24 protein-coding genes are annotated in these 25713 nt (G+C 64.5%); 21 read left to right on the top strand and 3 right to left on the bottom strand.

Going from position 1 to position 25713, the window contains the following annotated elements; all coding sequences use genetic code 11:
* The 9 genes from pheS to ACO076_RS02615 all read left to right on the top strand — a co-directional run bounded on the left by pheS (position 1) and on the right by ACO076_RS02615 (position 10418).
* Positions 1-1098: a phenylalanine--tRNA ligase subunit alpha gene (gene pheS / locus ACO076_RS02655; RefSeq protein WP_421725188.1), complete on the top strand. Its 1098-nt coding sequence runs from the start codon at positions 1-3 to the stop codon at positions 1096-1098.
* The gene (locus ACO076_RS02650; protein WP_421725187.1) at positions 1095-1715 is read left to right on the top strand and encodes a DNA polymerase III subunit epsilon; all 621 of its coding nucleotides are present in this window, start codon (positions 1095-1097) and stop codon (positions 1713-1715) included. The genes pheS and ACO076_RS02650 overlap by 4 nt, the downstream gene beginning before the upstream one ends.
* On the top strand, positions 1712-4135 hold the full coding sequence (gene pheT / locus ACO076_RS02645; RefSeq protein ID WP_421725186.1) for a phenylalanine--tRNA ligase subunit beta: 2424 nt from the start codon (positions 1712-1714) through the stop codon (positions 4133-4135). Before ACO076_RS02650 ends, pheT begins: the two co-directional genes overlap by 4 nt.
* 68 nt (positions 4136-4203) lie before the next feature.
* The gene (locus ACO076_RS02640) at positions 4204-4704 is read left to right on the top strand and encodes a cyclic nucleotide-binding domain-containing protein (RefSeq protein ID WP_421725185.1); all 501 of its coding nucleotides are present in this window, start codon (positions 4204-4206) and stop codon (positions 4702-4704) included.
* Positions 4705-4950: 246 nt separating this feature from the next.
* Entirely contained in the window at positions 4951-5952 is a 1002-nt protein-coding gene (locus tag ACO076_RS02635; protein WP_421726656.1) for a substrate-binding domain-containing protein, read from the top strand.
* A 54-nt stretch (positions 5953-6006) separates the two neighbouring features.
* Positions 6007-7479, top strand: a complete 1473-nt coding sequence (locus ACO076_RS02630; protein WP_421726655.1) for a sugar ABC transporter ATP-binding protein — start codon at positions 6007-6009, stop codon at positions 7477-7479.
* Positions 7476-8519: an ABC transporter permease gene (locus tag ACO076_RS02625; protein ID WP_421725184.1), complete on the top strand. Its 1044-nt coding sequence runs from the start codon at positions 7476-7478 to the stop codon at positions 8517-8519. Before ACO076_RS02630 ends, ACO076_RS02625 begins: the two co-directional genes overlap by 4 nt.
* Entirely contained in the window at positions 8516-9463 is a 948-nt protein-coding gene (locus ACO076_RS02620; protein WP_421725183.1) for an ABC transporter permease, read from the top strand. The genes ACO076_RS02625 and ACO076_RS02620 overlap by 4 nt, the downstream gene beginning before the upstream one ends.
* Before the next feature lie 28 nt (positions 9464-9491).
* A complete protein-coding gene (locus tag ACO076_RS02615) occupies positions 9492-10418 on the top strand; it encodes an SMP-30/gluconolactonase/LRE family protein (protein ID WP_421725182.1) in 927 nt (308 codons plus the stop codon).
* Between the two features lie 9 nt (positions 10419-10427).
* Here ACO076_RS02615 and ACO076_RS02610 read toward each other — a convergent pair whose 3' ends face one another.
* On the bottom strand, positions 10428-11426 hold the full coding sequence (locus ACO076_RS02610; protein ID WP_421725181.1) for a DUF1624 domain-containing protein: 999 nt from the start codon (positions 11424-11426) through the stop codon (positions 10428-10430).
* 323 nt (positions 11427-11749) lie between these two features.
* Here ACO076_RS02610 and ACO076_RS02605 point away from each other — a divergent pair, with 323 nt between their 5' ends.
* The 9 genes from ACO076_RS02605 (at position 11750) to ACO076_RS02565 (ending at position 20508) form a co-directional block, all read left to right on the top strand.
* A complete protein-coding gene (locus ACO076_RS02605; RefSeq protein WP_421725180.1) occupies positions 11750-12031 on the top strand; it encodes an acyl carrier protein in 282 nt (93 codons plus the stop codon).
* Positions 12032-12043: 12 nt separating this feature from the next.
* Positions 12044-12511, top strand: a complete 468-nt coding sequence (locus ACO076_RS02600) for a 3-hydroxyacyl-ACP dehydratase FabZ family protein (protein ID WP_421725179.1) — start codon at positions 12044-12046, stop codon at positions 12509-12511.
* 16 nt (positions 12512-12527) lie between these two features.
* Positions 12528-13742 carry a beta-ketoacyl-ACP synthase gene (locus ACO076_RS02595; protein ID WP_421725178.1) on the top strand — a complete coding sequence of 405 codons (1215 nt, stop codon included), beginning with the start codon at positions 12528-12530 and terminating at the stop codon, positions 13740-13742.
* A 9-nt stretch (positions 13743-13751) separates the two neighbouring features.
* The gene (locus ACO076_RS02590; RefSeq protein WP_421726654.1) at positions 13752-15026 is read left to right on the top strand and encodes a beta-ketoacyl-ACP synthase; all 1275 of its coding nucleotides are present in this window, start codon (positions 13752-13754) and stop codon (positions 15024-15026) included.
* Between the two features lie 18 nt (positions 15027-15044).
* Positions 15045-16070, top strand: coding sequence for a zinc-binding dehydrogenase (locus ACO076_RS02585; protein WP_421725177.1), 1026 nt, complete (start codon positions 15045-15047; stop codon positions 16068-16070).
* Positions 16067-17161 carry a lipid A biosynthesis lauroyl acyltransferase gene (locus tag ACO076_RS02580; RefSeq protein ID WP_421725176.1) on the top strand — a complete coding sequence of 365 codons (1095 nt, stop codon included), beginning with the start codon at positions 16067-16069 and terminating at the stop codon, positions 17159-17161. The genes ACO076_RS02585 and ACO076_RS02580 overlap by 4 nt, the downstream gene beginning before the upstream one ends.
* A gap of 150 nt (positions 17162-17311) precedes the next feature.
* The gene (locus ACO076_RS02575; RefSeq protein WP_421725175.1) at positions 17312-18424 is read left to right on the top strand and encodes a hypothetical protein; all 1113 of its coding nucleotides are present in this window, start codon (positions 17312-17314) and stop codon (positions 18422-18424) included.
* A gap of 315 nt (positions 18425-18739) precedes the next feature.
* Positions 18740-19864 (top strand): hypothetical protein, encoded by a 1125-nt coding sequence (locus ACO076_RS02570; RefSeq protein ID WP_421725174.1) that lies wholly within the window; start codon positions 18740-18742, stop codon positions 19862-19864.
* Between the two features lie 182 nt (positions 19865-20046).
* On the top strand, positions 20047-20508 hold the full coding sequence (locus ACO076_RS02565; RefSeq protein WP_421725173.1) for an MmcB family DNA repair protein: 462 nt from the start codon (positions 20047-20049) through the stop codon (positions 20506-20508).
* Positions 20509-20518: 10 nt separating this feature from the next.
* On the opposite strand, the gene ACO076_RS02560 is transcribed toward ACO076_RS02565, so the two are convergent.
* Together ACO076_RS02560 and ACO076_RS02555 are read right to left on the bottom strand one after the other, a co-directional pair.
* Positions 20519-21076, bottom strand: coding sequence for an ActR/PrrA/RegA family redox response regulator transcription factor (locus tag ACO076_RS02560; RefSeq protein ID WP_421725172.1), 558 nt, complete (start codon positions 21074-21076; stop codon positions 20519-20521).
* Positions 21077-21120: 44 nt separating this feature from the next.
* On the bottom strand, positions 21121-22494 hold the full coding sequence (locus ACO076_RS02555; protein WP_421725171.1) for an ActS/PrrB/RegB family redox-sensitive histidine kinase: 1374 nt from the start codon (positions 22492-22494) through the stop codon (positions 21121-21123).
* A 135-nt stretch (positions 22495-22629) separates the two neighbouring features.
* Here ACO076_RS02555 and phaZ point away from each other — a divergent pair, with 135 nt between their 5' ends.
* The 3 genes from phaZ to ACO076_RS02540 all read left to right on the top strand — a co-directional run bounded on the left by phaZ (position 22630) and on the right by ACO076_RS02540 (position 25620).
* Positions 22630-24177 carry a polyhydroxyalkanoate depolymerase gene (gene phaZ / locus ACO076_RS02550; protein WP_421725170.1) on the top strand — a complete coding sequence of 516 codons (1548 nt, stop codon included), beginning with the start codon at positions 22630-22632 and terminating at the stop codon, positions 24175-24177.
* A gap of 104 nt (positions 24178-24281) precedes the next feature.
* A complete protein-coding gene (locus ACO076_RS02545; protein WP_421725169.1) occupies positions 24282-24707 on the top strand; it encodes a DUF2852 domain-containing protein in 426 nt (141 codons plus the stop codon).
* 145 nt (positions 24708-24852) lie between these two features.
* Complete coding sequence (locus ACO076_RS02540; RefSeq protein WP_421725168.1) at positions 24853-25620, top strand: M48 family metallopeptidase; 768 nt, start codon at positions 24853-24855, stop codon at positions 25618-25620.
* The last annotated feature ends 93 nt before the right edge of the window (positions 25621-25713 follow it).

Below are 25713 nucleotides of genomic sequence, written 5' to 3'. Positions count from 1 at the left end.
ATGACCACTGGAACCACCCCCGATCTCGTCGCGCTGGAGCGCGGGATCGCCGATGAGATCGCCGCCGCCGGTGACGAGCCGGCGCTGGAAGCCGCGCGGGTCGCGGCCCTCGGCAAGAAGGGCGCCGTCTCGGAACTGCTGAAGGGCCTCGGCCGCATGACGCCGGAAGAGCGCCAGGTGATGGGGCCGGCGCTGAACGGCCTCAAGGACCGGCTCAACCAGGCGATCGCCGCCCGCCGCGCGGTGCTCAAGGACGAGGAGCTGTCGAGGCAACTGGAGGAGCAGCGGGTCGACGTCACCCTGCCGCTCCGGGCGGCGCCGATCGAGACCGGCCGCATTCACCCGGTGAGCCAGGTGATCGACGAGATCACCGCGATCTTCGCCGATCTCGGCTTCGCCATCGCCGAGGGGCCGGACATCGAAACCGACTGGTACAACTTCACGGCGCTCAATTTCCCCGAAGGGCATCCGGCGCGGGAGGAGCATGACACCTTCTTCTTCCATCCGAAGGAGGACGGCGAACGGCTCTTGCTTCGCACTCATACCTCGCCGGTGCAGATCCGCACCATGCAGACGGTGAAGCCGCCGATCCGGGTGGTGATCCCCGGACGCACCTATCGCTGCGATTCCGACCAGACTCACACGCCGATGTTCCATCAGATCGAGGGACTGGTGATCGACACGGAGTCGACCATCGGCACGCTGAAATGGGTGATCGAGGAATTCTGCAAAGCGTTCTTCGAGGTCGAGCGGGTGAAGATGCGGTTCCGTTCGTCGTTCTTCCCCTTCACCGAACCGTCGATGGAGGTGGATATCGGCTGCCAGCGGGTCGGCAATGAGCTGCGGCTCGGCGAGGGCGACGACTGGCTCGAGATTCTCGGCTGCGGCATGGTCCATCCCAACGTGATCCGCGCCACCGGCCTCGATCCGGAGGAAGTCCAGGGCTTCGCCTGGGGGATGGGGATCGACCGGATCGCCATGCTGAAATACGGCATGCCGGACTTGCGCGCCTTCTTCGATGCCGACGTGCGCTGGCTGGAGCACTACGGCTTCCGCCCGCTCGATCTGCCGACGCTGGCGCGGGGGCTGTCGTCGTGAGTGAGGACAGCACCACCTACGTTGTGACCGACGTCGAGCTCGACGGCCCCAGCCCGCTGCGGCATTCGATGCTCAGTTTCGCGTCCGTAGCCATCAACGGACGAGGCGATCTGATCGACACGTTCGAGGCGGTGCTTACGCCGCGCGCTGATCGTGTGTCCGATCCGGGCACCAGCGCGTGGTGGGCGACCGAGCCCGAGGCTTATGCCGAAGCGACCCGGGACCCGGAACCGGCGGAGGTGGTGATGCCCCGCTATGCGGCGTGGGTCCGCGGTCTGCCGCGGCTCCGGGTTTTCGCAGCCCGGCCGCTCACCCTAGATGCCGACTGGATCGACCACTACCTCGACGCTTTCACGGGCGAACGGGTGTTGGCCTTACCGCGGGACGAAGACCCGTTGTTCAACGGGTCCGGCCTCGACCTCGCGAGTTTCGCCGGTGCGTTGATCGGACTGGAGCATATCTACAGCGGCGGCGACGGGGGTGCCTTCCCAGCCGACTGGTACGGGAACGTTCCCCACTCGCACAAGGCAATCGACGACGCGCGCGGCTACGCGAACGTTCTCAGTCGCTTGCTCGAAAAGGCAAGAAACAGAGCCGCCGAAGGGATGGCATCATGAAATTCACCCTGTCCTGGCTCAAAGAGCATCTCGATACCATCGCCACCGTCGATGGGATCGCGCACGCCCTCACCATGATTGGCCTCGAGCTCGAGGAAATCGAGGACCTGACCAGGGACTTCGCAGCCTTCCGGCTGGCCAAGGTGATCTCGGCGGAGCAGCATCCGAACGCCGATCGGCTCAAGGTGTGCCTCGTCGATCCCGGCGACGGGTCCGAGGTTCAGGTGGTGTGCGGAGCGCCCAACGCGCGGGCCGGCATGATCGGCGTGTTCGCGCCGGCGGGCGTTCATATTCCGGGCACCGGGCTCGACCTCAAGAAGGGCAAGATCCGCGGCGTCGAGTCGAACGGCATGCTGCTTTCTGAACGGGAACTCGGCCTCTCCGACGACCACGAGGGCATCGTCGACCTGCCCGCCGACGCCCCGGTCGGCACGCCCTATGCCGAATATGCCGGTCTCGACGATCCGGTGTTCGATATCGCCGTCACCCCCAACCGCCCCGATGCCCTCGGCGTCGCGGGAATCGCCCGCGATCTCGCCGCGGCCGGGGAAGGCAACGTGATCGACCGGCCGGTCGAGCCGGTGCCGGGCGATGGCCCCTGCCCGGTCAAGGTGACCCTCGATTTCGGCGACACCCCACCGCTCTGCCCGGCGTTCGGGCTGCGGCTGGTGCGCGGCGTCAAGAACGGGCCGTCGCCCGACTGGCTGCAACAGCGGCTTCGCTCGATCGGCCTCCGGCCGATCAACACCCTGGTCGATATCACCAACTACGTTACCTACGACCGCGGCCGGCCGTTGCACGTCTTCGATGCCGCGAAGGTCGCCGGTGATCTGGTGATCCGCCGGGCGCGGGATGGTGAGGAGATCGTCGCCCTCGACGGCAAGACCTACACCCTCGACTCGGAGATCTGCGTCATCGCCGACGACAATGGTGTCGAATCGATCGCCGGGATCATGGGCGGCGAGGCGTCCGGCTGCACCGAGGAAACCACCGATGTCTTGATCGAGTCGGCGCTGTGGGACGCGATGAACATCGCCCAGACCGGGCGCAAGCTCGGCGTGATCTCCGACGCCCGGTTCCGTTTCGAGCGCGGCGTCGATCCGGCGTTCATGGTGCCCGGGCTTGAACTCGCGACCCAAATGGTGCTCGACCTCTGCGGCGGCACGCCGAGCGAGGTCTTCGTCGCCGGCGAGGTGCCCGAGCCGAAGACGGTGATCGAATTCCCGGTATCGGAAGTGCGACGTCTCGCCGGCATCGATCCGTCGATGAGCGAGGTGACGACGATCCTCGAGGCGCTCGGCTTCGCCTGCGCGCCGCACCGGGTCGACGGACACATCACCGTCACCGTGCCGAGCTGGCGACCGGACGTCGCCATCAAGGCCGATCTGGTCGACGAGGTCGTCCGCATCGTCGGGGTCGAGCGGGTGCCGGTGACGCCGATGACACGCCCGCCGGGCGTGCTCAAGCCGGTGCTGACGCCGATCCAGGTCCGTACCCGCCAGGCCAAGCGGGCGCTCGCCCAGCGCGGCATGGTCGAAGCGGTCACCTGGTCGTTCATCCCCTCCCGCCACGCGGAGGCGTTCGGCGGTGGTGCGCCGGAACTGATCATCGCCAATCCGATCGCGGCCGACATGTCCGATATGCGGCCGAGCCTGTTGCCGGGCCTGCTCGCCGCCGCCCAGCGCAACGCCGATCGCGGCTTCGGCGACCTGATGCTGTTCGAGGTGGGCCAGATCTACGCCGGCGCCCGGCCCGAAGACCAGAACATCGCGGCAGCCGGAATCCGGCGCGGTACCGCCGGCTACGCCAGCGGCGGCCGCAACTGGTCGGGCCCGGCCGACCCGGTGTCGGTCTTCGACGCCAAGGCCGATGCGCTGGCGCTGCTCGATTCGCTCGGGCTGCCGCAGGGCAAGGTTCAGATCACCACGGACGCGCCGGCCTGGTTCCACCCGGGCCGCTCGGGCATAATCCGCCAGGGGCCGAAGACGGTGATCGGGGCTTTCGGTGAACTCCATCCCAAGGTGCTCGACGAACTCGATGTCGAGGGGCCGCTCGCCGGTTTCGAGATCATCCTCGACGCGATACCCGCGCCGAAAGTGCGGCCGACCAAGACCCGGCCGCCGCTGCATATGTCCGATCTGCAGCCCGTGCGGCGGGATTTCGCCTTCGTGCTCGACCGCTCGGTCGAGGCGGCGCGGGTCATCCGCGCGGCCGAGGGCGCCGATCGCAAACTGATCAGCGGCGTGACCGTCTTCGATCTGTTCGAGAGCGCGGCCCTTGGAATCGACAAGAAGTCGCTGGCGATCGAGGTGACCCTGCAGCCGAGCGAGAAGACGCTGACCGACGAGGAGATCGAAGCCGCGGCAGGCAAGGTCGTTTCCGCCGTCGAAAAGGCGACGGGCGGGGTGTTACGCGCCTGAACCGCCCGTCTTGACGATCCGCCAGCGCGGGCCGACACTGTCGGTCAAAGAGGAAGAGCGCCGGAAACATGGACTCCAGGGGCATTCTCGGGTCGACACCGTTTTTCAATAGGGCTCTCGATTCGGTCGAGCTCGACCGGCTCGCTGACGCGGCGCGGCCGGTCACCTTCGGCCGCGGCGACGCGCTGATGCGTCAGCGCGATCTTGGCGAGGTCATGTATGTGCTGGCCTCCGGCACCGTCGTCGTCTGCGTCCACGCCCGCGGCGGTGAGGAAGTGGTCGCGACCCTGAAGCCCGGCGAAGTGGTCGGGGAGATGGCGGTGATCACCGGTGAACGGCGCAGCGCGACCGTGATCGCCAAGCGCAAGGTGACGGCGCTCGAAATCGGCAAACCGGCGATCGGCGAACTGCTGGTCCGGGCGCCGACGCTCGCCGAGCGGTTCGCGGCGGTGGTCGAGCAGCGGTTCGCCGAGCTTGCCGCCCGCGACCATGGCTCGGTGGGTTGGCTGGGCCCGCCCGAGGGACGTGAACAGGTCGCCGCCCGGATGATGGCGTACTATTCGGGCTGAGCGGGCGGGAACATCGCGTTCGGCTCTTGTCCCGGGACCTCAAATCTCGCCGGACAGGTCGCCGTCGCAAAATCCCCGCTGGCAGTGCATCGTGGACTAATATTAGCTGATCCGCTATTTTGTATTAGCGCTCCGGTCGTCCGCTCATTGCGAAATCGTGTGTGGCGGAACCCGGAGCGTCGCTGTAATCATCACACGATTGGCTTGTGTGCTCAAAGGGAGGGAAGCATGAAACACGTAACCGGAATGCTGGCGTTGACCGCGCTTGGCGCGAGCCTGGCCGCGGGATCGGCGGTGGCCGACACCAGCGACAAGCGGATCGCGCTGTCCAACAACTACGCCGGAAACTCCTGGCGTCAGGCTATGCTCAGGACCTGGGACAAGGTGACCAGCCAGGCGGTATCCGACGGAGTCGTCGCCGCGGCGGATGCCTTTACCACCGCCGAGAACCAGGTGACCGAACAGGCCGCCCAGATCCAGAACATGATCCTGGAGGGCTATGACGCCATCGTTCTCAACGCCGCCTCGCCGGAGGGCCTGAATGGCGCCGTCAAGGAAGCCTGCGACGCCGGCGTTATCGTGGTGTCGTTCGACGGTATCGTCTCCGAGCCCTGTGCTTGGCGGGTCGCCGTCGACTTCAACCAAATGGGCAAGGACGAGGTCATCTACTTGGCTGATCGGCTTCCCGATGGCGGCAAGCTGCTTGAGATAAGGGGTTTGGCCGGGGTTTCGGTTGACGATCAAATCTCCGCGGGCATCCATGAAGGCGTGGCGGAAAATCCTCAGTTCGAGATCGTCGGATCGGTTCATGGCGACTGGGCCCAGGACGTCGCGCAGAAGGCGGTCGCCGGCATCCTGCCATCGCTCGGTGACATCGACGCGGTGGTCACCCAAGGCGGTGACGGCTTCGGTGCGGCACAAGCCTTCGCGGCTGCCGGCCGCGACACGCCGATCATCATCATGGGCAATCGCTATGACGAGTTGACGTGGTGGAAGGAGCAGAAGGACGCCAATGGCTACGAGACCATGTCGGTTTCGATCGCGCCGGGCGTATCCACGCTCGCCTTCTGGGTCGCCCAGATGGTGCTCGCCGGTGAGGATGTGCCAAAGGATCTGACGGTGCCGTTCCTGCGCATCGACCAGGCCGAACTCGAGGCCAACCTGGAGACCACCGAAGTCGGCGGCGTCGCCAACACTGAGTACAGCCTTCAGGACGCCGAGGAGGTTGTCGCAGAGGCAAAGATGTAGCGCGACGTCGGACAGTCGGCCATTGACGCCCAAGGACTGGTATCATTGGCGGCGATGTCCGACGGCGAAGAAACCATCGTGAAGTTGGACGGCGTCGAAAAGCATTTCGGCGCCGTCCGCGCGCTCGACGGCGTCGAGCTTTCAGTCGCGGCTGGCGAATGCATCGGCCTCGTCGGTCACAATGGCGCCGGCAAGTCGACCCTGATGAACGTGCTCGCCGGGACGATCGCAGCGGACAAGGGAACGGTTCTGATCGGCGGCCGCGACCTGACCCGCGGCTATACCGTGGCGGCAGCGGCAAGCCACGGCATTCGCTGTGTTTTTCAGGAATTGTCACTCTGCCCCAACCTGACCGTGGCCGAGAACGCCCGGATCATGCATCCCTCGCTGCGGGGCATTGGCTGGCGCCGGAGGGCCGGCGCCCTGATTGTCGGGATGCTCGACCGGATCTTTCCCGGCCACGGAATCCAGCCAGGCGCCGCCGTCGGCGATCTTTCGATCGCGCGCCGTCAGATGGTCGAGATCGCTCGCGGTTTCTCGGTGACCGAGACGCCGGCCGCGCTGGTGATCCTCGATGAGCCGACGTCGTCTCTCGACGCCCATGTCGCGCAGCAACTCCTCGATTTCGTCCGCCGCTTCGTCGGCGAGGGCGGATCGTGCATCCTGATCTCGCATCTGCTGGCCGAGATTCTCGGCACCGCCGATCGGGTCATCGTCATGCGCGACGGCAAAGTGGTGGCGCGCAAACCGGCCGGCGAATTCACGCGCGACAGCCTGGTTGCCGCCATGGGGAGCGTTGCCGAGCGGGTTGGGCCGGAGGCGGAAGACTTCGCTTCCAAGCGTGATGGCGGCGCACCGGTGGTGACGGCGCGACCGAATAGCCAGCCCGATGGTCGGACGCTGGTCGCCCATCCCGGCGAAATCGTCGGCCTTGCCGGTCTCGACGGACATGGACAGAAGGACATCCTCCTGCAGATCGCCGGAACCGAAGCCACGCGCGCCGGCGCCGTGACGGTGTCCGGGCCGGTGGCTCTGGTCGCCGGCGACCGCCCCAATGAGGGGATCTTTCCTCTCTGGTCGATCGCCAAGAACATCGGAATCCGCTCGCTCGGTGGACTGCGGGACGGGCCGCTGATCGCCCCGACCAAGGAAGACTCGCTGGCCGACGATTGGCGCGAACGGATCGGCATCCGCACGCCCGACGTCCACAACAACATCCTGTCCTTGTCGGGCGGCAACCAGCAGAAGGCTCTGTTCGCCCGCGCTCTCGCTTCGGACGCGACGATCATCCTGATGGACGACCCGATGCGCGGTGTCGACGTCGGCACCAAGCAGGAGGTCTACCGCATGATCCGCGCCGAGGCGGAAGGCGGCCGTACCTTTATCTGGTACACGACCGAGATGGACGAGCTCGATCACTGCGATCACGTTTACGTCTTCCGCGACGGGTGCATCGTCGCCGACCTAAAGCGCAGCGAACTCGACGAGGAGAAGGTGCTGCACGCCTCGTTCCGGGAGGATGCATGAGCACCGCGTCGGACACCGGAGGCGTGTCGGGCGGCGACTCGACGCTGACCCTGGCCCGGGTCCTGCGGGCCATCCTGCCGGCGTTTTCGCTTGCGGTGATCCTGATCGCGGTCTTCTACCTCCAGCCGCGGGCGATGTCGCCGATCGGCTTGAAGCTCCTGTTCAATCTGGCGGTTCCGATCGCGCTCGCCACCATCGCGCAGATGTTCGTGCTGTGCGTCAATGACCTCGACCTGTCGATCGGGGCCTATGTCGGTTTCGTCGTCGCGGTCGGTGCGACGTTGCTCAATGACGGGATCGCCGGCCTGCCGGCACTCGCCGGGGTCATCCCCGATCCGGCGCCGTGGATCCTGACGACGCCTCTGGCCGGCGTCGTGGTGCTGGCGCTCGGCATCGGTGTCTACGCGCTGCTCGGCGCCCTCATCCACGTCCGCAACCTACCGTCGATCGTCGTGACGCTGGGGATGTCTTTCGTTTGGGCCGGCCTCGCGGTCCTGGTCCTGCCCACCCCCGGCGGCAAGGCGCCGGAGTGGATTCGCGCGACGATGACGTTTCAGACGCCGATCGTGCCGTTTCCGATCGTCGCCCTGGTGATTATCGCGATCGTGGTGCATGTGCTCTTGATGCGCACCGCCTATGGCGCCGTCATCCGCGGCGCGGGCGGCAATCCGCGCTCGGTCGCGCGTGCCGGCTGGTCGCTGCTTAAGGTCAAGATGGCGGCCTTCGCCTTCGCTGGTTTCTTCGGCATGCTGGCCGGCCTCGCGCTTCTCGGCCTTACCACCGCCGGCGACGCCAACATCGCGGTACGCTACACGCTGCTGTCGATCGCAGGCGCCATCCTCGGCGGCAGCGAATTCGTCGGCGGCCGGGTGTCGCCGATCGGCGCGGTGATCGGCGCGGCGACGCTGACGCTCGCCAACTCGTTCCTGACGTTCCTCAGGCTCAATCCGGATTTCCAGATCGGCGCCCAGGGGGCGATCTTGATCATCGTTCTGGCACTGCGCGTGCTCATAAATCGAACCGAGGCGCGGCGCCAATGAACAATTCGTCGCGACTATTCGAAAAACCGTGGATCTGGGCCTTCGTGGCGGCGATCGCCGTGTGGCTGGCAACCATCATCTTCACCCAAGGCCAGGGCGCCGGCGATGTGCTGACCGCCGCGTTCTCGTTCGCGACGTTCTCGGTGATCGTCGCTCTCGGCCAGATGATGGTGATCACCCTCGGTCCCGGTAATGTCGACCTGTCGATACCGGCGACCATGACGCTGGCCGGAACCGTCGCCACCAAGATCATGGCGACCCAGGATTCGATGATCGTCGTCGGCCTCGCGGCGGCGCTCGTCGTCGGCCTTGGTGTCGGCGTCTTCAACTACGGCCTGATCCGCCTGCTCCGCATTCCGCCGATCATCGCAACGCTGTCGTCGAGCTTCCTCTTTCAGTCCGCCGCCATCTGGTACAATCGCGGCCTTCGGGTGAAGCCGCCGCCGGCGTTGGCCGATTTCTCGACGGAGACGGTCCTTGGCATTCCAGTCCTCGCCGTCTTCATCATCGCTCTGTCGGTCGCGGTGCACATCGTCCTGCATCGCACCTTGTACGGACGCGCGGTCACGGCGATCGGCCAGAACATGCGGGCCGCGGCGCTCGCCGGGATCAATGTCAACCGCACCCGCTTCATCACCTACGTCTATTGCGCGGTGCTGGCGGCCGTGAACGGGTTCTTCTTCTCCGCCTTTTCTGGCGGCGCCGCGCTCAACATGGGTCAGGCGTACCTCCTCAATTCGATCGCCGTGGTGGTTATCGGCGGCACGTCCGTCGCCGGCGGATTCGCCAATGTGCCCGGCTTGTGGGGCGCGGCCTTGTTCCTGTTCCTGGTCGAGGCGATGCTAAATACCTACGGGCTCGGCGCCGGGATCCGCCTGGTGCTGACCGGGCTGATCATCGTCGGGGTCATCACCGCCGCCGGCGGCCAAAAAACACTGCGCTGACGCGCCTCGAACACGGGGGAAATCATCCATGGCACTTGTCGGACCCGATACCGAACACAACGACTCGCGTTTCACCTGGCTGATCAACGGCACCGCCCACAAAGAGCTACTGTTCGACGGTTGCCGCTGGGCCGAAGGGCCGGTGTGGTTCGGGGATGGCGGTTATCTGGTCTGGAGCGACATCCCCAATAATCGCATGCTGCGCTGGGCGCCGGATGGCATTGACGGCAGCGTCAGCGTGTTCCGCGCCAATTCCAACTACGCCAATGGCAACACCCGCGATCGCGAAGGTCGGCTGGTGAGCTGCGAGCACGGCAGCCGGCGCGTGACCCGGACCGAGCCGGACGGCTCGATCACGGTGATCGCCGACAGCTACCAGGGCAAGCGGCTCAACTCGCCGAACGACGTCGTCGTCAAATCCGACGGCACTATCTGGTTCACCGATCCGAGCTACGGGATCATGAGCGACTATGAGGGCCACAAGGGCGAAATGGAGCTGGACGGCTGCCACGTGTTCTGCTTCGACCCGCGCGACGGATCGCTGACGGTCGTCGCCGACGATTTCGACAAGCCCAACGGGCTTGCTTTTTCCCCAGACGAATCAATGCTTTACGTCGCGGACTCGGCTTCAGCCCACGAGCCGGAGAAGCCCCGCCACATTCGCGCGTTCCAGGTCTCGGACGACAACGCATTGTCGGGCGGCGAGGCGCGTTTCGTCCTGAAGCAGGGCTTTCCGGACGGCTTCCGGGTCGATACCGACGGCAATGTCTGGACCAGCGCCGGCGCCGGAATCGACGTCTTCGCGCCGGAAGGCGACCTGCTTGGCCGCATCAACTTCCCGCAGCTCGTCTCCAACCTGGTGTTCGGCGGGCCGAAACGGAACCGGCTGTTCGTCACCTGCACCCACGAGCTCTATTCGGTATACGTTACCGCCAACGGTGCCCAGCGACCCTGACGGCTTCCGCTATATGCCGCCGGCAACCTCCGGCGGCAGCGTCTTTACCCGGCATTCGGCAACGGTGATCTGCCAGAGCTCGACCTGTTTGGCGGTGAGCTGATGCCGGCTGGCGGCAAGCAGAAGGCCGTCCTCTTTGCCGAGCTTGCCCAGGATGCAGGCGCTGTAGGCGGCGCAGGCGCTCTCCTCGTAACCGGCGACGGCACAGCTTGCGTCGTATTCGCTGGTGAGCTGCTCGGCGAGCGCCGTCTGGCTCGGGCCCAATAACGGCATCAGGAGGGTGAGGGCGCCGATCAGGATAGGCTGGTGGACCAGGTAGATCAGCAGGCTCCAGCGACCGGCAACGATCACCGATCGCAAGGGGCGGTCGCCCGGACGCCAATGCCAGATCGGCCAGTCGCCGGTGTCAGTGATGAATCGCCCGACGATAACGCCGGCAAGCACCACGCCAAACCAGGGAAACAGCGGCACGTAGTCGACGCTGACCGGCGGCACCGAAGACAGGCCGAGCCAGTACCAGCCCGGCGCATTGAAGAACGGGCTGGTGAGAAACGACGAACCGGCGAGGAAGAAGATGGCAGCCGCTGCCGTGATCCACATCGGTGCCCGTAGAAACGGCAGAGCCAGGACCGAGGCGACGACGATGCAGTGAAGGATGCCGAAGAAGACGAACGCGTTGGGGAAGAACCAGTAGGTTCCGGCGCTGACCAGACCGGCGGCCAGGGCGACGATCGCCAGGCGTCGGAGATACCGCCCGGTGTGGAAACCGTTCCGTTCGGCCAGCACCAGATTGACGCCGACCAGGCCGATGAAGGTGCCGGCGATCAGCCGGGCAACCATGATCCACCATGGGTCGAGGGTGATATCGGTTGCAATCAGCCGATAGGCGGAAAGGTCCCACGCGAAGTGGTAAACGATCATGGCGAGGATCGCGATGCCGCGCAGGACATCGACGATCTCCACCCGCGAGGGCAGGCTCTCGGCCCGCGTTTCCAGTGCCGCGTCCACGCTTCCCCTTGACTTGGCCCCACCGTATTCTCTCTTGGGCCCCGTCGCGGCGCAAGCTCTAGCAATTCCCCATGGTAGACACGCGGCGACAACGGCGGTATTGCCCTTCACGGGCGCTTCGACACCGGAAAGGCGAAACCGATTGAGCGTTGCCAAACAACGCGAATTCCCTCAATTCCCATCGCCCGACAAGAGTTGCGCCCGTGGAAGGCGCCATCGATCGGACCGGTCGCAGCGCGGCCGGTCGGATGGGGTTTTTCCGCTTGGATTCGCCGGCGGGCGGCGCTACATGGCCTGAATCAGCAAGGGATCGCCAAAGTCACATGTCCTCGACATTCGAAGTGGTTTCCAACGTCATTTCCGAAACCAGCGAGATCCCTCTGGATGAGATAACCCCGGAATCGCACGCGATCGACGACCTGGGCATCGACAGCCTCGATTTTCTCGACATCGTTTTTGCCCTCGACAAGAAGTTCGGCATCAAGATCCCGCTGGAATCCTGGACCGAGGAAGTCAATGAAGGGCGAGCCTCCGTCGAGGACTACTTCGTCCTGAAGAATCTCTGCGCTCGGATCGACGAGCTGGTCGCGGCCAAGAGCGGCTGAACGAAGACATCCATGCGGCTTGAGTATTTCGACATCATCGATGCCGTCGACGTGTTCGACCTCGAAAACGGGCGCGTCGAGACCCGGTCGACGGTTCCGGAGCAGAGCACGATCTTCGAGGGACATTTCCCCGGCTATCCGGTGATGCCCGGCGTCATGCTCCTGGAGATGATGAACCATACGTCCGGCTATCTGATCGCCGGCATGCACGATTTTGGCCGGCTGCCCTTCTTCGCCGGCGCCAAGAAAGTGAAGATCCGCAGCTTTGTCTTTCCCGGCATGACCATGCAGTCGATCTGCGACCTGGAGCATGACGGGTCGGGTTTCACCGTCACCCGCAACGAGATCCGCGTCGACGGCAAGCTCATCGCCGATGCCGAGTTGACGATGATGGTGATGGATTATCCGAGCCCGGAACTGGAGACGTTGATCCACGACCGGGCCCGGCGGCACGGCGTGGCCATGGGCATCTTGCCGTGACAGGCTTGGGGGGCCGATGAGCCGCGAGGTCTGGATCACCGGCATCGGCCTGACGTCGAGCCTCGGCGAGGGTTTGGACGCCCATTGGCAGGCGATGGCGGAGGCCGATCCGCCGAAGCCGGTCATCGATACGGAGAGTTTCGCGCCCTATCCGGTGCACCCGATGGTGCCACTCGATTTCGCGCAGCAAATCCCACGGGGTGGCGATCGGCGTCAGATGGAGAACTGGCAGCGGGTCGGTACCTACACCGCCGGCCTCGCCCTCGATGACGCCGGCATTTCCGGCAACCTCGATCTGCTGGCCAACACCAACATGATCGTCGCGGCCGCCGGCGGCGAACGCGACCTGGAGGTCGATCAGGCCATCCTCGAAGGGCTCCCCACCGCCGAGTCGCCGGAGGAGTTCATCAACGAACGGCTGTCGAACGACCTTCGGCCGACCCTGTTTCTGGCTCAGCTGCCGAATCTTGTCGCCGGTAACATCGCCATCGTTCACAAGGTCACCGGCTCGTCGCGGACCTTCATGGGCGAGGAATTGGCCAGCGTCAGTGCCGTCGAGGTCGCCGCCCGCCGTATCCGGGCCGATCAGGGCGATGTGTTTCTCGCCGGCGGTGCGATCGTCGCCGAGCGTAAGGACGTGCTTCTGGTCATGGCCGGCGCCGGCTGGGCATGGACGGGCGATCCGGTGTCGGTTTGGGGGCGGGCCGAGGCCGGCGGCGGTATGGCTCTCGGCTCGATCGGAGCGTTTCTGGTGCTGGAAGCGCGGGAACACGCCGAGGCACGGGGGCGCCAACCTTATGCCCGGCTCGGCAGTGTCCTCTCGGCGCGTACTCGTCGCGAACCGGGGCAGGCCACCGCCGTCGCCGCCGAGCAGTTCGCCGAGTTGAGGGCCGAAGCCGGGGATCGGCCGCTCGCCATGCTCACCGACGCGTCCGGTCTGGCGCCAGCGACCGACGAGCAGCGGCAATGGATCGCCGGATTGATCGAGTCCGGTCAGATCGATACGGTGCGCGCGGTCCCCAATATGCTCGGGGCCGGTATCGAATCGTCGTTTCCCGCCATGATGGGGCTCGCCGCGCTGGCGCTGTCGCGCAAGGGCTTTTATCGTCCGGCGGACGACACCGGTTTCGAGGCTCCCGCGCCGAGGACACCGACAGCCATCGTCGTCAACTCCTGGGGGAGCTGGCGTGGCGAGGGCATGGGGCTCGTCGAAGCCATCGACGAAGCGTAAGGAGAGACGATCATGGCTCTACGCGACAAACGCGGCCGTCCAGTGGTTGCCGTCACGGGAATGGGCGCCGTCTCTTCGCTCGGGGCGGGCCTCGATCACAATTGGGACGCGCTGGTCGCCGGCGAGTCGGGTATCCGCGAGATCACCCGTTTCCCTACGACCCATCTGCGCACCACCTTCGCCGGCACCGTGGAGATGCCGGAGGTCGAGCTGCGCGATCTGAAGCTCACGATCGGCGAACTTGCCGTCGACGAGGCCGTTCGGATGGCGGGGATCGGCAAGCCCGGCGACTTTCCGGGGCCGCTTTACACCGCGATTCCGCCGGTCGAACTCGGCTGGCCGTCCCGTCGCTGGCTCTACGAGGCCGGCAACAGCAGTGGCGACGGCGATGCCTACGATCGCATGTCGCGCATCGCGGAGCAGTCCAACGATCGCGACGAGTTTCAACGCGCGCTCTATGGCTATGTCTCGGAGAAGATCGCCGATCGGTTCGGCACCAAGGGCGCGCCGATTTCGCTGACGACCGCCTGCGCTTCAGGGGCGACCGCGATCCAGCTCGGTGTCGAGGCCATCCGCCGTGGTGAGACCGAGGCGGCGCTGTGTGCCGGGACCGACTGTTCGGTGACCGCTGAGGAGATCATCCGGTTTTCGCTGCTCTCGGCCCTGTCGTCATTCAAGGGGCCGCCGGAGGAAGCGGCGAAACCGTTCTCCAAGAATCGCGACGGCTTCGTCATCGCCGAGGGATCGGCGGCGCTGGTACTTGAGGATTACGACGCCGCCAAAGCCCGGGGTGCCAACATCCTGGCGGTGATCCGCGGCGCGGCCGACAAGAACGACGACTTCCATCGGACCCGCTCCAAGCCCGACGGCTCGGCGATCATTGGGGCGCTCGAGGCGACGTTCGACGATGCTTCGCTCCACCCCGACGAGATCGACTACATCAACGCCCATGGCACCGGCACCCCGGAGAACGACAAGATGGAAGTGTTCTCGCTCGACAAGGTGTTCGGCGAACGGCTGCGGGGTGTCCCGATCAGTTCGAACAAATCGATGATCGGTCACACCCTGACATCGTCGGGTGCGCTTGAGGCGGTGTTCTCGATCAAGACGATCCAGACCGGGACGATCCCGCCGACGATCAACTACAAGGTGCCCGATCCGACCATCGACCTCGACGTTGTGCCGAACACGGCACGGGAGGCCGAGGTGTCGATGGTGCTGTCCAATTCCTTCGGGTTCGGTGGCCAGAACGCCTGCCTGATCATCTCCGCCGAGCCGGCCTGACCGAACGGGATTCCTTGCGTGCGTGCCCTCCAGCTCCTCGACAGCCGGCAGCTCGCCGCCGTCGATCTGCCCGACCCGCCGCCGCCCGGACCCGGCGAGGTTCAGGTGCGGATCGGTGCGGTCGCGCTCAACCACATCGACGTCTGGGGCTGGCGGGGCATGGCGTTCGCCAGGCGGAAGCTGCCGATCGTCGTCGGTGTCGAGGCGGCCGGCACCATCGAGGCGGTCGGCGAGGGCGTCGACGATCTTCGCCCCGGGCAACTGGTCGCGATCTATGGTGCGGAAACCTGCGGCCACTGCGCCGCCTGCCTGTCGGGCCGCGATAACCTCTGCGAGAACGTCGCCGGCATTCGCGGCTTCCATGTCGACGGCCTCGCCCGCGAGCGGGTCAACATGGCCGCGCGGCTTGCGATTCCGACTCCGGACGGGGTCGACGTCATCGCCGCGGCCTGCGCGCCGGTGACCGTTGGTACGCCGCAGCACATGCTGTTCGACAACGCTAAGCTGACCGAGGGCCAGACGATCCTGATCCAGGCGGGTGGCAGCGGTATCGGAACGGCCGCGATCCAGCTCGCCAAGGCCGCCGGCGCCACGGTGATCACCACAGTGGGCAGTGACGACAAGATCGACAAGGCCAAGGCGCTCGGTGCCGACCATGTCATCAACTACCGGGAGGACCGGTTCGAGAGCGTGGTCCGCAAGCTGACCAAGAAGCGCGGCGTCGACGTCGTCTTCGAACATGTCGGCGTCGATACGTTCGCCAAGAGCATGTTCTGCCTAAAGCGTGGCGGGACCCTGGTCACTTGCGGCTCGACCACCGGCATCAATTGCGAGATCAACCTGTTCCAGCTCTACCAGCAGCAGCTCCGCCTGATCGGCAGCTTCGGGTGTTCGATCCGCAACCTGAAGGAATCGCTGGCCAAGATGGCCGATGGCACGGTCAAGCCGGTGATTGACACGGTCACCGATCTCGATGGGATCGATGCCGGGCTGGCGCGGCTGGAGTCGCGGCAGGTGTTCGGCAAGATCATCGTGACCCTGTGAACGAGCGATCGCCCGACGATCCCACCGAGGCGGGCGATCGCGCCGCGAAAAAGCTGAAACGGGAGGCGCGGCGACGGGCGCGGGAGGCCCGCAAACGGCGGCGCAAAGAAGCACGCAAAGCCGCCCGCAAGGCCGAGAAACAGCGGCGCCGCCAGTCCGGGTTTGGCCGTATCACCAATTCGGACTTCCTCAAGCGGCGGGTGGCCGGCCTGGTCCGATTCATCTTCAAATGGGACCGCGCCATGGGGCGGGAACGGGCTTCGGCGATCGCTGCCGGGGTCGCGCCGACCGTCGGCCGCCTCTCGCGCGAAAACCGGGTCGCGGCCGCGAACCTGGCGGCGGCTTATCCCGACAAGAGCGAGGCCGAGCGCGCCAAGATGCTGACCGCGGTCTGGGGCAATCTTGCCCGGCAGACGATGGAGTACCCTTTCCTTCAGGATCTGGCCGACGCCTTCGATCCGAGTAATCCCCATGACGGCGTCGTCATGGTCGACGGGCTCGATCACGCCTATGCACTCCGCGATGGCGGACGAGCGGGCATTATCTTCGGCGCTCACCTCGGTAACTGGGAATTGGTGGCGGCCGTTGGCGCGCGGATCGGTCTCACCCTCACGGCGCTCTACCGGCCGCCGGCCAATCCCTACGTTGCCGAGGAAATCGAACGCCTACGCGACGGTTTCTACGACCAGATGGTCGTGTCGGGCCGCGGGGCGGCGCTCAAAATCGCGAGCACCCTGGCGCGCGGCCGACATGTCGGCGTCGTCATCGATCAACGGATTGGCGCTGGCCAGCTGATTCCGTTCTTCGGCCGGCCGTCGCTCAGCAATCCCGTCATCGGTTGGCTGGCGCGGCGCTATGAGTGCCCGGTCCATGGGGCCTATGCCATTCGCCTGCCGGACGGCCGCTTTCGCATCACGATGACGCCGGCACTGGACCTTCCGCGCGATGCGGACGGCAAGATCGACGCCGAGGAAGCCAACATCGTCGTCCACGGTATGGTCGAGCAGTGGATCCGCGAGAATCCGGAACAATGGCTGTGGCTGCACGACCGCTGGCGCTACGGCCGCCGGCGGGACAAGCGTCAGTATTGAACAAGCCTCTTCGTCAGGTCGTTTGCTGATCCCTGTTCCCACGATCGGAGCGCCGCCATTAACCACATCGGCGCGTAACTTGCATCCCATATCGGCCTGATACGTCGTTGCCTACGACGTTCGACAACAGCAAACCCAGGAGAACAAATCTTGCCTAAGCAAAAAACCGACCTAATCAACGCTGCCAGTATAGGCATAGAGTTTTCAGGCCCCGGTATTAAATGGAAGGTGCTAAAAGACGTCACTGTGGGGGGCGTTAGTTTTGGGGTCTTCAGCGACCATGACAACAGTACGCTTGTCAACAAAGGGACGCTTTTCGGTGGAAGTTCCGGCGTTAGCTTCTCATCCGGCGCCAATATGAAGGTGATCAATAAGGCCGACGGAACTATATTTGGAAGCTCTTTTGGCATCGACGTCTCGTCAGTCGGTCTTAACAGTACCATAGAGAATTATGGTAAAGTACTGTCGGGTGCCTTTGGAGTGAACTACACCGGACCCGGTGATTTAGACTTCAAGAATGAAGGTATCGTTCAATCCACAAGCTTTGCTGTCACCGTCAATTTTAATGACTCTGCGTTCAGACCTAAGGTTATCAACAACGGCCTTATAGAAGGCGGGTTTCAGGGGTTAGCCGTTCAGCTTACCGTTGCCGGAGATGGAAGGGCCAAGATCACCAATGGCGAAGATGGGATCATCAAGGGTGGGCTGACCACCTCACAAGCCGATGGCGCCGCGATTTTCACCAATGCCAAGGTCAAGCTGACCAATAAGGGGGCAATCGAAGGCGTTGTCTCGCTTGACAACAGCCGCAATGACAAGGTCATCAACGAGGGCAAGATCAAGGGCGATGTCTACCTCGGTGATGGCAACGACACGTTCGACAATCGCGACGGCAAGACCAAAGGCTACATCTTTGCCCAAGAGGGCAAAGACAAGCTCATCGCGGGAGACAAGAAGGAAAAGTTCGTCTTCGACAACCTTCCTGATTCCGACCGGGTGAAGAATTTCGAGTCCGGCAAGGACAAGTTCTTCCTCGATCCGGCGGAATTCAACGGCTTGTCCCTTGGGCCGCTGGAAAAGTCCGCCTTTCGCAGGGGCACCGAAGCCGAAGACGGCGACGACCGCATCATCTACGACAAGGAAAGCGGCAAGTTGTATGCCGACCTGGACGGGGTCGGCGGCAACGGCCCCGACCAGTTCGCCAAGGTCGACCCCGGCCAAAAGCTGAAATACTCTGACTTCATCATCGACACGTTCGTTTAGCCGCGAGGCGTCCTCCGCCCTCAGCCCCGATTGGGCGTCGCCGCACCCTCCGCCTAAGCGAACGGAGGGCGCGGACGGGTGGTGGATGGGCGGATATCGCGTCCGTCCGATCGGACCGGATTCATCCCGCCTGCGTGGGTGTCCAGGAACGATGTCATAGGACCATTGTCCGCTCAACGGCGGTGGCCGATGCCTGTTTTTTGGTCACTGCCGCTTCGCGCAAATAGTGTATGCATCCGCCGGGCGATTAGGGGGGCGTTGCTGTTGATGGCACGCCTTTCCCCATAGGCAATATTAACGTGGAGGATTGAGGTCATGCCCAAGCAAACCAGCGATATCTTCATGCCCGGCGACTATGCCATCGCGTTTTCCAAGTCCGGTCAGAAATGGAAGATCGACAAGGAGGTTGATGTCGGCGCGAATGGTCCGACGGTCGTTAGTGAATTTACTGACAGCACGCTCGTCAACAAGGGGTACATTTATTCGTACTCCGCCTACGGCGTGTGGTTCACCAGAGACAATGGGACGCTCATCAACAAGGAAACCGGCCATATCAATGGTGGCACGTTTGGCGTGTATTTCGACCCTGTGTTAAGCACCGACGTCAATGGGTCGGTCGAAAATCACGGCAAGATATTTGGCAACGTCGCGGGCATATACAGCCCTGAGCAGGGAGACTTCGCGACAGAGAACCACGGCGAGATTTACGGCTATACCTACGGTATCTACTCCGTAGGGTTTTTCGTCGGCTCGACCAAGGGCCCGGTCATCAAGAACTACGACTCAATCAAGTCTGATCAGTTTGGGATCTATCTTGTTGCTATCGACGAAAACTTAAGATCGAAAGTCGTCAACCAGAAAGATGGCGTGATCGAGGGTGGAACGCTCGAAGACGGCTACGCTGCCGTCTTCAATGCAAACGGCGATATGACGCTGATCAATAAGGGTAAGATCAAGGGGGGTGTCTCGGGCACAACCGGCGAAGAGTTCACCCTCACCAACACCGGCAAGATCAAGGGCGATGTTCGTCTCGGTTTCGAGGACGATAAGCTGGACAACCGCGACGGCAACATCACCGGTTACATCTGGGGGCACTTCGGCAGAGACAAACTCATCGCGGGAGACAAGAAGGAAAAGTTCGTCTTCGACGATCTGACAGATTTTGATCGGGTGAAGAACTTCGAGTCCGGCAAGGACACGTTCATCCTCGATCAAAACGCGTTCCTCGCCCTTGCCCCTGGACCGCTGGAAAAGTCCGCCTTTCGCAGGGGCACCGAGGCCGAAGACGGCGACGACCGGATCATCTATGATGAAACCACGGGCAATGTCTATTATGACATCGACGGCGACGGCGGTGGCTTTGCCCCCGTGCGGTTTGCCAAGGTCGACGCTGGCCAAAAGCTGAAATACTCCGACTTCATCATCGACAATTTTGTTTAGCGGCGAGACGTTGTTGCCCCGCAGCCCCGACTCGGCTTCGCCGCGCCCCCCGTTCAAGCGAACGGAGGGCGCGCACCGCGTCGCTTCTTTCGGCTCGTAGGCTCACCGACCGCTCACGCCGATCGCTTTGCGACTCGGCACACCCGTGGCATCCTGCCTGGATGCTGAACACGACCGCATCGATGGTTCCTTCGCCCGATGGTCGGCAGTCGGATACCGCCGCCGCCATCCAGCGCGGCGTCGGTCGCCTGCTGCGCACGCAAGGGTTCGCGATCGTCTACGAACTGCCGCTGGCAACCGGGCGCCGCGCCGACGTCGTCGCGCTCGGCCCACGCGGCGATATCTGGATCACCGAGATCAAGTCATCGGTTGCGGATTTTCGGACGGACGGGAAATGGCCGGAGTATCGCCTTTCGTGCGACCGGCTGTTCTTCGCGACCTGCGCGGCGGTCCCACTGGACATTTTCCCCGACGATACGGGGCTGATCCTCGCCGACGCCTATAGCGGCGAACTCGTTCGCGAGGCGCCGGAACACCGGCTGCCCGCCGCGACCCGCAAGGCAATGATGATGCGGTTTGGCCAGGCCGCCGCGATTCGCCTTCATGGTCTGATCGACCCCGGGGCGGGCGGCGTGGAATTCTGACGATCTGGGTTCAGCGCGGCGCGCGCTTGGCGAGAATGCGCTGGAGGGTGCGTCGGTGCATGTTGAGCCGGCGAGCGGTCTCCGAGACGTTGCGGTCGCACAGCTCGTAGACCCGTTGGATATGCTCCCAGCGGACCCGGTCGGCCGACATCGGGTTCTCCGGCGGCGGCGCCTTCTCGTCCGGGTCGCGGGTCAGGGCCGAGTGGACGTCATCCGCATCGGCGGGCTTGGCGAGATAATCGAGGGCACCAAGCTTCACCGCCGTGACGGCGGTGGCGATGTTGCCATAGCCGGTGAGGACGATGATGCGCGAATCCGGCCGGCGTTGGCGGATCAGCTCGACCACGTCGAGCCCATTGCCGTCATCGAGGCGCATGTCGACGACCGCGTATTCCGGCGGCGCCGCTTCGGCCTTGCGTTTGCCTTCGGCGACGCTGTCGGCGGTGTCCACCTCATAGCCGCGGGTCTCCATCGCCCGCGCCAGACGTTGCAGGAAGGGTTTGTCATCGTCGACGATCAGCAAAGACATGTCGGTGCTTTCCGTGTCCACGTGCATCGGCTCACCCATAAGCCTCGAGTGCGAGATAGTGTCGCTTCCGCAGTTTTGAAAGGTTATAGGGCCTCGATTTCGGCGGGCCAAGTTGTTCCGCCGCCTTCGGTTTTGCTCCGAGGCGGCTCGGCGTCGAAGCGGTCCCGCGGCCAGGTGACCCGCACCACGGCGCCGGTATCGGCGGGCTCGCGGTTGGCCATCGACAGGTCGGCGCCGCTGCGCTCCAGCAGCGTCTTGGCGATGAACAGCCCCAGGCCCAATCCGCCCGCCTCGTCATCATTGCGCCATCGGTCCGAATCTCCGCGCGTTGTCACATAGGGCTCGCCGACCCGATCGAGCACACCCGGCCCGAAGCCGGGCCCATCGTCGGCGACGACAACCGTCACGTCACGATCGTTCCATTCGATCCCGACTTCCACCCGATTTCGTGCAAAGTCGGTGGCATTCTCGACCAGATTGGTCAGCCCCTGGATGATTCCGGGATTGCGGTGACCGACCGGCTCCGCCTTGCCGCCGCCGTCGGTCTTGGCGACCTTGATCTCGATGTCACCGGCCCGGTAGGGCTCGACCACATCCTCGATCAGGTGCGAGATCGGCTGGCGGGCGTAGGGGTGGTCGGTCTCGTCCGACAGCGACGTCAGCCGGGCAAGGATATCGCGGCAGCGCTGCACCTGGCTCTTCAAAAGCGCGATGTCCTCGCCGTGAGGACTGTCGGGCGGGATCTCCCGCTCCAGCTCTTTGGCCACCAGGGCGATGGTGGCGAGCGGTGTCCCGAGCTCATGGGCCGCCGCTGCCGCCAGGCCGTCGAGGGCGCTGAGATGCTGCTCCCGCGCCAGCACCATCTCGGTGGCGTTCAGGGCACGCGCCAGCTGCCGCGCCTCCTCGGCGACGCGGAATGCGTAGATCCCCGTGAAGGCGCAGGCCGAGACGAGCGCGAACCAGACCCCGACGTCATAGATCAGCGGCAGGTCGAGCGGATCGGCCGGGTACCACGGCAGCGGTTCGTGGACGATGATGAGCAGGGTCGCGGTGGCGACCACCAGGGCGCCGAGCAGCGTCGTCGGCAACGGCGGCAAGGTGGTTGCCGAGACGATGACCGGAACGAGCAGCAGGACGGCGAACGGATTGTCGAGGCCGCCGGTGAGGTAGAGCAGGGCGCCGAGCTGCAGGACGTCATAGGCGAGGAGCCAGAACGCTGCTGTGCTGCGGAATCGCTGGGTGGCCGGAAACCGGACTCGTAGGACGATATTGAGAAGCGCCGATAGCCCGATCAGACCGAGGCAGAGCACCAGCGGCAGCGGGAATCCGAGTCCGAATCGCACCACCAGGACCGCCGCCAATTGGCCGGCGACAGCCAACCAGCGTAGGCGGACAATGGTCGCGAGCCTGAGGCTGTGATCCGCTACGTAACGTGACGGAGCGGTCGGATCGGACATCGGTCAAGCCCTATGGAATCGTTGGAAAAATAGTATGTTTTGCTTGCTTCGGCACCTAACCACACCATATCATTGTTGCAGTGCAAAAAAGAAGTGCTTGCGGGTGGGGGCCCGAGTGAAATGGATGTTGCAACGATGGGGGCAGGAACTTTGCCGTATTACAGTTTATACGAACTCAATCATGCGGCGCTGAGCCCGCTGCGGGCTGCCGCCGACGCTACGCGCCTCTATTTCAAGAACCCTCTCAACCCGCTGTCCCATACCGCATTCGGGCGGAGCGTTGCCGCCACGGCCGAGTTGTTCGAGCGCACGACCCGGCGCTACGCCAAGCCGGAATTCGGCATCACGTCGACCGTGGTCGCCGGCGACCAGGTGACCGTCAACGAGCGGGTGGTATGGAGCCGGCCGTTCTGCAATCTGCTCCATTTCTCCAAGAGCGCGTCGCGGGCCGCGGCCAATCAACCGAAATTGCTGATCGTCGCGCCGATATCCGGCCACTACGCGACGCTGCTGCGCGGCACGGTCGAGACCATGCTGCCGGACCATGATGTCTACATCACCGACTGGGTCGATGCCCGCATGGTGCCCCTGTCGGAGGGCAATTTCGACCTCGACGATTACATCGACTACGTGATCTCGATGCTGCACTTCCTCGGTGGCGGTGCCCATGTGATGGCGGTCTGCCAGCCGTCCGTGCCGGTGCTCGCCGCGGTGGCGCTGATGGAGGCCCGAGGCGATGCACATCTGCCGGCGACCATGACGCTGATGGGCGGACCGATCGACACGCGGATCAACCCGACCGCCGTCAACACGCTGGCCCACAATCACGACCTCGACTGGTTCCGCCACAACGTCATCATGAAGGTGCCGTTCCCGCACCCCGGCTTCATGCGCGACGTTTATCCGGGATTCCTGCAGATTTCGGGCTTTCTTGGCATGAACCTCGATCGCCATGTCGAGGCGCATCAGTCGTTTTTCCGCCATCTGATCGAGGGCGATGGCGATTCGGCCGAGAAGCACCGCGATTTCTATGACGAGTACCTCGCGGTGATGGATCTCACCGCCGAGTTCTATCTGCAGACCGTCGATACCGTGTTCATCAAGCATGCCCTGCCGGAGGGCACGATGACCCACCGGGGCGAGCCGGTCGATCCGGGCGCGATCCGCTCGGTGGCGATGTTCACCGTCGAAGGCGAGAACGACGACATTTCCGGCGTCGGCCAGACCAAGGCGGCTCATGATCTCTGCACCGGCATCCCGCCGGAACGCAAGGCGCACTACATGCAGCCCAAGGTCGGCCATTACGGGGTGTTCAACGGGTCGCGGTTCCGCTCGGAGATCGCGCCGCGGATTGCCGATTTCATCGCCACCTTCGGCGGACCAGGCGCCAATGGCGCGGGAAAGAAGCTGAATGGCGCGAAAGCGCCGCGTGCCGGCGCCACCGCCAAGCCAGCGCCGCGTCAGGCCAAGTCCGGAAAGAAGGACCGGCTCCAGGAGATCGCCGGGGTTGGCCCGAAAGCCGAAAAGCTCCTCAACCAGGCAGGCATCGAGACTTTCTCCCACCTGGCGGCGTTGAAGGCGGCCGACATTACCCGGATCGAGGAAGAGCTCGGATTCCCGGGTCGCATCGGGCGCGAGAGGTGGATCGCCCAGGCCAAGGCGCTCGCCAAGAAAGCTTCGTGATTTCAACGACCTGAATGTAAACTTACGTAAAGCCGCGCGCGTTTTGCTTGAATCACAATCGGACCATCCCCAAGTCCTGATCATCACCAAGACAGGGGAGAATGATGGTCAATTCGTATGCCCTGCGTCCGGCTTGGACGCCGCTAACCATCGGTTTGATGGTGCTCGGGTTCATCCTTTTCTGGCCGCTTGGCCTGGCGATGCTGGCTTACATCATCTGGGGTGATCGTATCCCCGAGATTCGCAACCACTTCGAAGGCGCCAAGCGTGACTGGTCGAAGGAGTTCCGCGGCTGCGGGCGGCGTTCGTCCCACGCACGGACCGGCAACGCCGCGTTCGACGAGTACCGGACCCGCGAGCTGAAACGGCTCGAGGAAGAGCGCCGCAAGCTCGAGGAGGAGCGTCAGGAGTTCGAGACGTTCATGGCGAACCTCCGCCGCGCCCGCGATCAGGAAGAGTTCGATCGCTTCATGCGCGACCGTGAGACCAGCCGCAAGAACGGCGACGACGACAAGACGATCGATCTCTGATCGAGCGACGCCGTGACGGTTCGACGGCGGGGCCTTGCCCCGCCGTTTTTGATTCGTGCCGCCGGCGGCCGGCGGCCCATGGATTCCCGACGGCGCCGAAATCGCGCAGAATGGCGGCTGATTGATTCGCTGCCCCGAGAAGAGCATGGCCCTCTTCGAGACCAAGACGTCGCCAGCCGGCGCCCAGCACTTCGACGTCGCGACCGACGACGGCACCGTCGCCGTCGCGCTGCGGCGGCATCCCCGTGCCCGTAACTACACGCTGAAGGTCGGGCCGCCGGCGGCGCGGCCAGTGCTGACCATGCCGGCGCGCGGCACCCTCGCCGAGGCCCGCGCTTTTCTCGACCGTAACGCCGGGTGGCTGGCGCGGCAGATGGGGCGGCAGCCGACGGCGCAACCGATCGCCGACGGCGCTACGATCCCGTTCCGGGGAACATCACACCGTATCCACCACACCGGCGCGTTGCGGGGGACCGTCTCGGTTCAAGACGGCCCGGACGGCCCGGAGCTGTGGGTATCCGGCCGGCCCGAACACCTGCGACGGCGGGTGATCGACTTCCTGCGGCGCGAGGCACGGCGCGACCTAGATCAGGCGGTCACCAGGCACGCGATGATGCTCGGCGTCCGGGTCAAGGCGATCCGCCTGCGCGATCAGACCACGCGTTGGGGCTCGTGTTCGTCGACCGGAACGCTGTCCTTCTCGTGGCGGCTGGTGATGGCGCCGCCCTTCGTGCTCGACTATCTCGCCGCCCACGAGGTGGCGCACCTCCACGAAATGAACCACAGCCCGCGGTTCTGGCACCTGGTCGAGTCGGTCTGCCCGCGGACCAAGGAGGCCAAGGCCTGGCTCAACCGGGAGGGATTGCGGCTCCACGCAGTCGGCGCACCGGAGGCGCCGAGGGTAGCCGCTTAGCCGATCCCCGTGCGGAAATCCTCGTCGCGTGCAACCGGTCCTCTGGCTTCGCTCTGGCATCCGCGCGTGGCCCGGACCACCACCACCCGTCGT

Source organism: Bauldia sp. (genome assembly GCF_965232525.1).
In the GTDB taxonomy this organism is placed as follows: domain Bacteria; phylum Pseudomonadota; class Alphaproteobacteria; order Rhizobiales; family Kaistiaceae; genus Bauldia.
The sequence above is the reverse complement of the archived record's forward strand: the minus strand, read 5'-3'. Positions and strand labels throughout refer to the sequence as shown.